General features: G+C 69.7%; 3 protein-coding genes and 1 tRNA gene. 3 read left to right on the top strand and 1 reads right to left on the bottom strand.

Going from position 1 to position 9,660, the window contains the following annotated elements:
• Window positions 1-114 precede the first annotated feature (114 nt).
• A complete protein-coding gene (locus MXD57_RS16715; RefSeq protein ID WP_250402251.1) occupies window positions 115-777 on the top strand; it encodes a DegT/DnrJ/EryC1/StrS family aminotransferase in 663 nt (220 codons plus the stop codon).
• A gap of 84 nt (window positions 778-861) precedes the next feature.
• Window positions 862-934: transfer RNA gene (locus tag MXD57_RS16710), tRNA-Thr, on the top strand.
• A 38-nt stretch (window positions 935-972) separates the two neighbouring features.
• On the opposite strand, the gene MXD57_RS16705 is transcribed toward MXD57_RS16710, so the two are convergent.
• A complete protein-coding gene (locus MXD57_RS16705; protein ID WP_250402245.1) occupies window positions 973-3,732 on the bottom strand; it encodes a SpoIIE family protein phosphatase in 2,760 nt (919 codons plus the stop codon).
• Window positions 3,733-4,145: 413 nt separating this feature from the next.
• On the opposite strand from MXD57_RS16705, the gene MXD57_RS16700 reads away from it, so the two are divergent.
• Entirely contained in the window at window positions 4,146-9,605 is a 5,460-nt protein-coding gene (locus MXD57_RS16700) for a HAMP domain-containing protein (RefSeq protein WP_250402244.1), read from the top strand.
• Window positions 9,606-9,660 lie beyond the last annotated feature (55 nt).

Raw genomic sequence — 9,660 nt, 5'->3', positions numbered from 1 at the left:
AAATTTTGAAAGGGTTGGACCCCGAACTTCGGTTCCGGGTCCAACCCTTTTTTGTTTTGCGTAACTTCGAGTTCACGTTGCGCGCCCAGCATCGGAGCCATGGGTACTGCTGCAATGCTCAGGGCGGCCGGCGTGGGAGCCGGTGACGAGGTCGTCGTACCGGCCTTCGGGAACGTGGAGGTGGCCGAGGCCGTGACCCAGGCGGGTGCGCTGCCGGTGTTCGCCGACATAGAGCCGGCCGGCTACTGCCTCGACGCGTCAGCCGTGGAAGCCGCCATAACACCCCGCACGGCCGGCATCGTTGTGGTGCACCGCTTCGGACGGCGCGCCGACATCGCCCGGATGCACGTGCTCGGGCAGCGGCACGGCCTGCTCGTGCTGGAGCAGGGGGAGTCCGAGGCGCCGTACGACGAGATGGCACAGCGCCGCGAGCGGGCCGCCTACCTCGACGCCAAGTTGAAGGGCGTGCGGACGCCGGACGGCGGCTCCGGCCACACCTACCAGCAGTACGTGGTGCGGGTGCCCGGCAACGGCCGGCCGGACCGCGACGCCTTCGCCCGCGCCCTGCGGGCCAAGGGAGTCGAGTGCCGCGTCCCGGTGAAGACCCCCGTGCACCGACTCCCGGAGTTCCGGAGCCGTGTCGCACTGCCGGAGACCGAGCGGGCCGCGGACGAGACGCTCGCCCTGCCGGTGGACGCCTCGCTCACCAAGCGGGAGATGCAGCGGACCGTCTCCGCCTGCAACGCACTCGGAGGACTGCTTCAGCCCGCCTTCTGAACGCGCGCCGAACGAATTTGGGGACCCGGGCCTGTTCAGGGTATGGTTTTCTTGTTGCCGCGGGGGAAACCTCGAAAGCAACAGGCCCCTATAGCTCAGTCGGTAGAGCGTCTCCATGGTAAGGAGAAGGTCAACGGTTCGATTCCGTTTGGGGGCTCCGACAGAAAGGCCCCGCCCATTCGGGCGGGGCCTTTCTCATGCCTCCTGGTGGGGCTCCGGGACGCGCATCGCCAGAATCGCCATGTCGTCGGACGGGGCGTCGGAGGCGAAGCGTTCCACCGCGCGCATGATGCGCGCGGCCACCGCGCCCGCCGTGAGTCCCGTACACGTGGTGAGAACGTCGGCGAGGCCGTCGTCGCCCAGCATGCGGGTGCCCTCCCGGCGTTCGGTGACTCCGTCCGTGACGCAGAGGAGGACGTCGCCGGGGTCGAGGGTGACCGTCTCCTCGTACAGCTCCAGGTCCTCGATGACACCGAGCAGCGGCTGGGGCTCGGCCGACGCGACCACCGTGCCGTCCTGGCGCAGGCGCAGCGGGAGGGGATGGCCGGCGCAGACCACCTTCAGCTCGGCGCTGCCGTCCTCCTGCGGCCGCATCTCGCCGTAGAGCAGCGTGAGGAAACGGCTGCGGTCGCCCTCGTCCAGGATGGCCGAGTTCAGCCGCTCCAGCACCGCCGGGCCGGAGAGACCCTCCCGGGCCAGCAGACGCAGCGCGTGCCGGGCCAGGCCGGTGACCGCCGCCGCGTTCGGGCCGGTGCCGCAGACGTCGCCGATGGCGAATCCGTAGGCGCCGTCGCCGATGGGGAAGAGGTCGTAGAAGTCGCCACCGACCTCGTTGCCCTCGCCGGCCGCACGGTAGATGACCTCGACCTCGACGCCGTCGATGTGCGGCAGGCCGGGCGGCAGCAGGCTGCGCTGGAGGGACTGGCTGATGGCCGTGCGCTCCGAGTACAGCCGGGCGTTGTCCAGGGCGAGTGCGGCCCGGCGGGACAAGTCCTCGGCCAGTTCCAGGATTTCCTGGCGGAAGTGCTCGTCGGTCGGCTTGCCGAGCGTCAGCATGCCGATGACGCGGTTACGGGCGACCAGCGGCAGGACGACCGTCTCGCCGCCGACCGCGGAGGCCGTGGCGAGGGTCGGACCGATACCCGAGGCCACCTGGTGCGTGGGACCACCGGACAGTCCGAGGCTGCGCATGGAACTGCGCAGGGCCGCCTGGTGGGCGACCTCGCCGGGCGCGGACCAGATCCGGGCGCCGGGCGTCGGCACCGGGTCGGGCGCGGGGACCTTCGACAGCAGTGACTTGATGCCGTCGATGAGGTCCTCGTCCTCGTGCAGCACATACGAGAGATAGGGATCCGAGGCCTGGTCGGCGATCGTGTAGACCGCGCACCAGGTCGCGAGGGTCGGCACCGTCATCTGCGCCATCAGGGCCAGGGTCTGGTCGCGGTCCAGGGTGCCCGCCAGCAGGTCGGAGGCTTCGACCAGGAAGCTCAGGGAGCCGCGGCGCAGCCGCTCCAGCTCGCCCAGCCGGGCCGACTCGACGGCCAGTGCGATGCGGTCGGCGGCGAACTGCAGGCGCAGGGCCTCCTCGTTCGAGTACCGGCCCGGCGCCTCGGCGGCGACCCCGAGGGAACCCGTGAGCCGGCCCTCGACCTTCAGCGGGACCGTGACCACCGAACGCATGCCGGTGCCGGACAGCAGGGGCACGGCTCCGGGAACGGCGGTGAGGTCGTCGTGGACGGCGGGCATGCGCGCGGAGCCGTAGCGGCCGGGGCCGGCCTCGACGGGCACACGGGCGAAACGCTGGCGGGCGGAGGGCAGGCCGGTGGAGGCGCGGACCTCGAGTTCGGTCTCGTCGTCGGTCGCGAGCAGCAGGAACGCGGAGTCGCCGTCGAGCATGTCGCGGGCCCGCTCCACCGTGCGCTGCAGCAGTCCGTCCAGGTCGTCGGGGGCGGGGGAGCCGATGAAGACCTCGAACGGGTCGGTGCTCTGTCCGTCGGAGGTGGACGTCTGGTCGCCTGCGGTACCGCGCAGCGGTGTCTGCAGGACGGCGCGCTCGTGATCGCGTACCAGGAGGCACACGGTGGACGGCTCGCCACCGGTGTCGCGGACCCGCAGGTGGGAGGCGTACACGGGGGCGACCCGGCCGTCGGCGCGGCGGATGCCGTAGCTGCCCTCCCAGCGGGAGAGCCGCAGGGCCTCGGCGATGCCGGTGCCGGTTCCCGGGGTGTGCGGCCAGGCCGCGAGGTCGGTGAGGGGCTTGCCGACGACCTCGCCCGCGAGGTGGCCGAACAGTTCCTCCGCGTCCTCGTTCCAGGCGCCGATGGCGCCCTTCCGGTCGACCTGGAGGACCGCGACGCGGATCCGGCCGTCGGCCAGCGGGAGCAGGTCGGCCGGGAGCGAGGGACCGGCGGCGCGGGTGCCGACCGGCCGTTCGGGCAGGTCGAGCTGGAACCAGACGCTCTTGTGCGTGGACGTGTAGTCCACACCCCAGCGGGCCGCCAGGGCCGCGCAGAGCTGCAGGCCGCGGCCGCCCTCGCGGTCGGGGTTGCCCATCGTGGTGTGGGCGCTGTGCACGGGCAGCTCGCGCTCGGGGTAGCGGTCGGAGACCTCGACCCGCACGCCGTCCTCGGTGCGCAGGCACAGCACCTCGGCGTGGGTACCGGCGTGCACCACCGCGTTGGTCACGAGTTCGCTGGTGAGAACCACCGCGTCGTCGATGATGTCGGCGAAACCCCAGCCCTGGAGGGTGTCGCGGACGAAGGACCGGGCGGTCGCCACCGATCGCCCGACGGGCTCGAAGCTGGCGGCCGCGCGCGCGGTGATCACAGAACTCCTCTGCCGGTTGTCGGCGGACAGGGCTGCGGGGCCGGCCGGCTCGCGCCGCTGCTGCGGCATCAGCTTGCCCGTCGGCCGTGGCTCCGGGGAGTGCTCCCCGGGGATCAGTCCGGTGGTCATGTGTCTGCGGCCGCCCCTCCGATGCCCGCTCGTTCTGGTGCCACCGCCCAGGCCGGACGGACCGGTGCGGCTGGACAGCCGCATGCAAGGTTACTTACCTTCGCCCTCCGGGCGGACGCCGGTCGCCGTTGTTTAACCCCCCAGGGTGTGTGCGGACGATGTGCGAAGCTGCCGAACTGTTATGGCCTGGTTCGGACGGGGTGAAACACTGGGCAGGCTTCTGATGAAGGTCCGCTCGGTTTGAGTGTGTTCCGTGCACGGTGGGCAGCAGCCCTTGGTGTGTCCGGGATCCGTCTGGCAGTGATACCGAGCGGTAACGGGTACGCGGAAGCAGCCGGTGTGCCGGGGAGCGGCACTCCGGGCCGATGTGACCGAGCACGGCAGTAACGGTCTACCCCTTCGGGAGGGACACAGTGGAGTCTGGCGCAGCGACGCGGGGCACGAAGGCGCGCGCGAAGGGCGGACAGTCCCTGGGCAGGGGCGGCGGCACCACCACGGTGGACACGGCTGCCCTGAACCGGTTGCTGGCGGCGCTGGTCTCCATGCGGGACGGGAACTTCCGCAAGCGGCTCACGGTGTCCGGGGACGGCGTGATGTCGGAGATCGCCGCCGTCTTCAACGAGGTGGCCGACCGCAACCTGCACCTGACCGGTGAGCTGTCGCGCGTGCGGCGCATGGTGGGACGTGAGGGAAAACTCACGGAACGGCTGGAGACGGGGGCCTGCGAGGGCTCGTGGGCGACCGCCGTCGACAACTCCAACGCGCTGGTCGACGACCTGGTGTGGCCCGTGTCGGAGGTCAGCCGGGTCCTGTCGGGGGTCGCGGAGGGTGATCTGTCGCCGCGGATGGATCTGCGCACGCAGGCACCGGACGGGACCGGGCATCCGCTGCGCGGCGAGTTCCTGAAGGTCGGCCGTACGGTCAACAACCTGGTCGACCAGCTCTCGACCTTCACCGACGAGGTCACGCGCGTGGCCAGCGAGGTCGGCACCGAGGGCAAGCTCGGCGGCCAGGCCCGGGTGCGCGGCCTGTCCGGCTCGTGGAAGGACCTCACGGACTCCGTCAACACGATGGCGTCCCGGCTGACCGCCCAGGTGAGGGACATCGCCCTGGTGACCACGGCGGTCGCCAAGGGCGATCTGTCGCGGAAGGTCACCGTGCACGTGGCCGGCGAGATGCTGGAGCTGAAGAACACCGTCAACACCATGGTCGACCAGCTCTCCGCCTTCTCCTCGGAGGTGACGCGGGTCGCGCGGGAGGTCGGCACCGACGGGATCCTGGGGGGCCAGGCGCACGTACCGGGTGTGGACGGCACGTGGAAGGAACTCACCGACTCGGTGAACCTGATGGCCGGCAACCTCACGGCCCAGGTGCGCGGGATCGCCCAGGTGACCACGGCCGTGGCCAACGGTGATCTGTCGCAGAAGGTGACGGTTCCGGCGCGGGGCGAGGTCGCTCAGCTCGCCGAGACGATCAACCAGATGACCGAGACGCTGCGGATCTTCGCGGACGAGGTCACGCGTGTGGCCAACGAGGTCGGCGCGGAGGGCCGGCTGGGCGGTCAGGCGACGGTGCCGGGTGTCGCCGGTACCTGGAAGGACCTGACGGACTCCGTCAACACGGTGTTCCGGAACCTGACGACGCAGGTGCGCGACATCGCCGCGGTGACGACCGCCGTGGCCAGCGGTGACCTGTCGCAGAAGGTCACGGTGGACGTGGCCGGTGAGATGCTGGAGCTGAAGAACACCGTCAACACGATGGTGGACCAGCTCTCGGCGTTCGGTGCGGAGGTGACGCGGGTCGCGCGGGAGGTCGGTGTCGAGGGTGAGCTGGGCGGCCAGGCACAGGTGCCGGGCGCGGCCGGCACCTGGAAGGACCTGACGGACTCCGTCAACACGGCCTTCCGCAACCTGACCGGCCAGGTGCGCAACATCGCCCAGGTGACCACCGCGGTGGCCAACGGCGACCTCTCCCAGAAGGTCACCGTGGACGTCTCCGGTGAGATGCTCCAGCTCAAGAACACCGTCAACACGATGGTGGACCAGCTCTCCAGCTTCGCCGACCAGGTGACGCGGATGGCCCGGGACGTGGGCACGGAGGGCCGGCTCGGCGGTCAGGCCCGGGTGGACGGGGTGTCGGGCACCTGGAAGGAGCTCACCGACTCCGTCAACTCGATGGCGTCCAACCTGACCGGTCAGGTGCGCAACATCGCGCAGGTCACGACGGCCGTCGCGCGCGGTGACCTCTCGCAGAAGATCGACGTCGACGCGCGCGGGGAGATCCTGGAGCTGAAGAACACCATCAACACGATGGTCGACCAGCTCTCGGCCTTCGCCGACCAGGTGACCCGGGTCGCCCGGGACGTGGGCACGGAGGGCCGCCTCGGCGGTCAGGCGCAGGTGCCCGGCGTGGCCGGTGTCTGGCGGGACCTGACGGACTCGGTGAACGGCATGGCCGGGAACCTCACCGCCCAGGTGCGCAACATCGCCCAGGTGGCCACGGCGGTGGCCCGCGGTGACCTCTCGCAGAAGATCACCGTGGACGCGCGCGGGGAGATCCTGGAGCTGAAGAACACGCTGAACACGATGGTCGACCAGTTGTCGTCGTTCGCCCAGGAGGTCACGCGCGTGGCCCGCGAGGTGGGTACCGAGGGCATGCTGGGCGGTCAGGCGGAGGTCCAGGGCGTCTCGGGCACCTGGAAGGACCTCACGCAGTCCGTGAACTTCATGGCGAACAACCTGACCATCCAGGTGCGCAACATCGCCGAGGTCACGACCGCGGTCGCCAAGGGCGACCTGTCGAAGAAGATCACCGTCGACGCGAAGGGCGAGATCCTCGAACTCGTCACGACGGTCAACACGATGGTGGACCAGCTCTCCAGCTTCGCCGAGCAGGTGACCCGGGTGGCCCGTGAGGTGGGCACCGAGGGCATCCTGGGCGGCCAGGCGCACGTGCCCGGTGTGACGGGCATCTGGAAGGACCTGAGCAACAACGTCAACCTGATGGCCAACAACCTGACCATGCAGGTGCGGAACATCTCCCAGGTGGCGGCCGCGGTCGCCAACGGTGACCTGACGCGGCAGGTGACCATCGAGGCCAGCGGTGAGGTGGCGCAGCTCGCCGACACCTTCAACACCATGGTTCGGACGCTGAGTTCGTTCGCCGACCAGGTCACCAAGGTGGCCCGTGAGGTCGGTACGGACGGCATCCTGGGCGGCCAGGCGCACGTGCCGGGTGTGGCCGGCACCTGGAAGGACCTCACCGAGTCCGTGAACCAGATGGCGTCCAACCTCACCGGCCAGGTGCGCAACATCGCCATGGTCACCACGGCCATCGCCAAGGGAGACCTGACCAAGAAGATCGACATCGACGCCCGCGGCGAGATCCTCGAGCTGAAGACGACGATCAACACGATGGTCGACCAGCTCTCCAGCTTCGCCGAGGAGGTCACCCGGGTCGCCCGCGAGGTGGGTACCGAGGGGCAGCTCGGCGGTCAGGCACGCGTGCGGGACGTCGACGGCACCTGGCGTGACCTGACGGAGTCGGTGAACGAGATGGCCGGGAACCTGACCCGGCAGGTGCGTGCCATCGCGCGCGTGGCGACCGCGGTGACCCGCGGCGACCTGAACCTGAAGATCGACGTCGACGCCTCCGGCGAGATCCAGGAGCTGCAGGACTACATCAACAAGATGATCGCCAACCTGCGCGACACCACGATCGCGAACAAGGAGCAGGACTGGCTGAAGGGCAACCTGGCCCGTATCTCCGCGCTGATGCAGGGCCGCCGGGACCTGGCGGACGTCGCCTCGCTGATCATGAGCGAGCTGACGCCGGTGGTGTCCGCGCAGCACGGCGCGTTCTTCCTGACGATGCCGCTCATGGAGGGCCAGGACCTGGGCGTCGACGCCGAGGACCGTTACGAGCTGCGGATGCTGGGTTCGTACGGCTACTCGATGGGCTCCATGCCGGCGTCGTTCCGCCCGGGGGAGGGGCTGATCGGCACCGCCGCCCAGGAGAAGCGCACGATCCTGGTGGAGAACGCGCCCAGCGGGTACCTGAAGATCTCCTCGGGCCTCGGTGAGGCCCCGCCGGCGCAGGTGATCGTGCTGCCGGTGCTCTTCGAGGGCAAGGTGCTCGGTGTCATCGAGCTGGCGTCGTTCACGCCGTTCACGCAGATCCAGAAGGACTTCCTCAACCAGATCGCCGAGATGATCGCGACCAGCGTCAACACCATCTCGGTGAACACCAAGACCGAGCTGCTGCTGAAGCAGTCGCAGGAGCTGACCGAGCAACTGCGGGAGCGCTCGGCCGAGTTGGAGAACCGCCAGAAGGCGCTGCAGGCCTCCAACGCCGAACTGGAGGAGAAGGCCGAACTGCTGGCCCGGCAGAACCGGGACATCGAGGTGAAGAACACCGAGATCGAGGAGGCCCGGCAGGTCCTGGAGGAGCGTGCCGAGCAGCTCGCGGTGTCGATGCGCTACAAGAGCGAGTTCCTCGCCAACATGTCGCACGAGCTGCGTACGCCGCTCAACTCGCTGCTGATTCTGGCCAAGTTGCTCGCCGACAACGCCGAGGGCAATCTCTCCCCGAAGCAGGTCGAGTTCGCCGAGACGATCCACGGCGCCGGTTCCGACCTGCTGCAGCTGATCAACGACATCCTGGACCTGTCGAAGGTCGAGGCGGGCAAGATGGACGTCTCGCCGACGCGTATCGCGCTCGTCCAGCTCGTGGACTACGTGGAGGCGACCTTCCGGCCGCTGACCGCGGAGAAGGGCCTTGACCTGTCCGTGCGGGTCTCCCCGGAGCTGCCGGCCACCCTGCACACCGACGAGCAGCGGCTGCTGCAGGTGCTGCGCAACCTGCTGTCCAACGCGGTGAAGTTCACCGACTCCGGTTCGGTGGAACTGGTGATCCGGCCCGCCGGCGCCGGTGTGCCCCAGATCATCCGGGAGCAGATGCTGGAGGCCGGTTCGCTGACCGACCCGGACGCCGGCCTGATCGCGTTCTCGGTGACCGACACGGGGATCGGCATCGCGGCCAGCAAGATGCGGGTGATCTTCGAGGCGTTCAAGCAGGCGGACGGCACGACCAGCCGCAAGTACGGCGGCACCGGTCTCGGTCTGTCCATCTCGCGGGAGATCGCCCAGTTGCTCGGCGGCGAGATCTACGCACAGAGCGAGCCGGGCCGCGGCTCGACGTTCACGCTGTACCTGCCGGTGCACCCGAGCGAGTTGCCGCCGCAGGGCTACCAGCAGTCCGTGCAGGCGCTGGAAGCCGGTGAGCTGCTCGCCTCCGAGGACCGGGCGGACGGGGATCTGTCGGCGGCGGAGATCGAGACGCCGGCCGAGGTGAAGTCGTACCGGGAGACGCAGAACGGGGCCGCCGCGCTCTTCCGGCGCCGCCGCCGGAGCCTGCCGCCGCCGGAGCACCGGCCGGAGCAGTGGGCCACGGTCGCCGAGCAGGAGAGCACCCCGCAGCCGGTCCGCGCGGTGCGGTTCGGCGGTGAGAAGGTGCTGATCGTCGACGACGACATCCGCAACGTGTTCGCGCTCACCAGCGTGCTGGAGCAGCACGGGCTGTCGGTGCTGTACGCCGAGAACGGCCGGGAGGGCATCGAGGTGCTGGAGCAGCACGACGACGTGGCCGTGGTGCTGATGGACATCATGATGCCGGAGATGGACGGCTACGCGACGACCAGCGCGATCCGCAGGATGCCGCAGTTCGCCGGGCTGCCGATCATCGCGCTCACCGCGAAGGCGATGAAGGGCGACCGGGAGAAGGCGATCGAGTCGGGTGCCTCCGACTACGTGACGAAGCCGGTCGACCCGGATCATCTGCTGGCGGTCATGCGACAGTGGATGGCCGAGCGGTGACGGGGCCGCGGGAGCGGATGTGAACGCGGCGGGAACTTTGGACGTGCACGCGGAG

Origin of the sequence: Streptomyces cellostaticus, from assembly GCF_023630175.1 — a bacterium.
In the GTDB taxonomy this organism is placed as follows: Bacteria; Actinomycetota; Actinomycetes; order Streptomycetales; family Streptomycetaceae; genus Streptomyces; species Streptomyces cellostaticus_A.
Note: the sequence above shows the minus strand (reverse complement) of the source record. Positions and strands in the feature narration are given on the sequence as shown.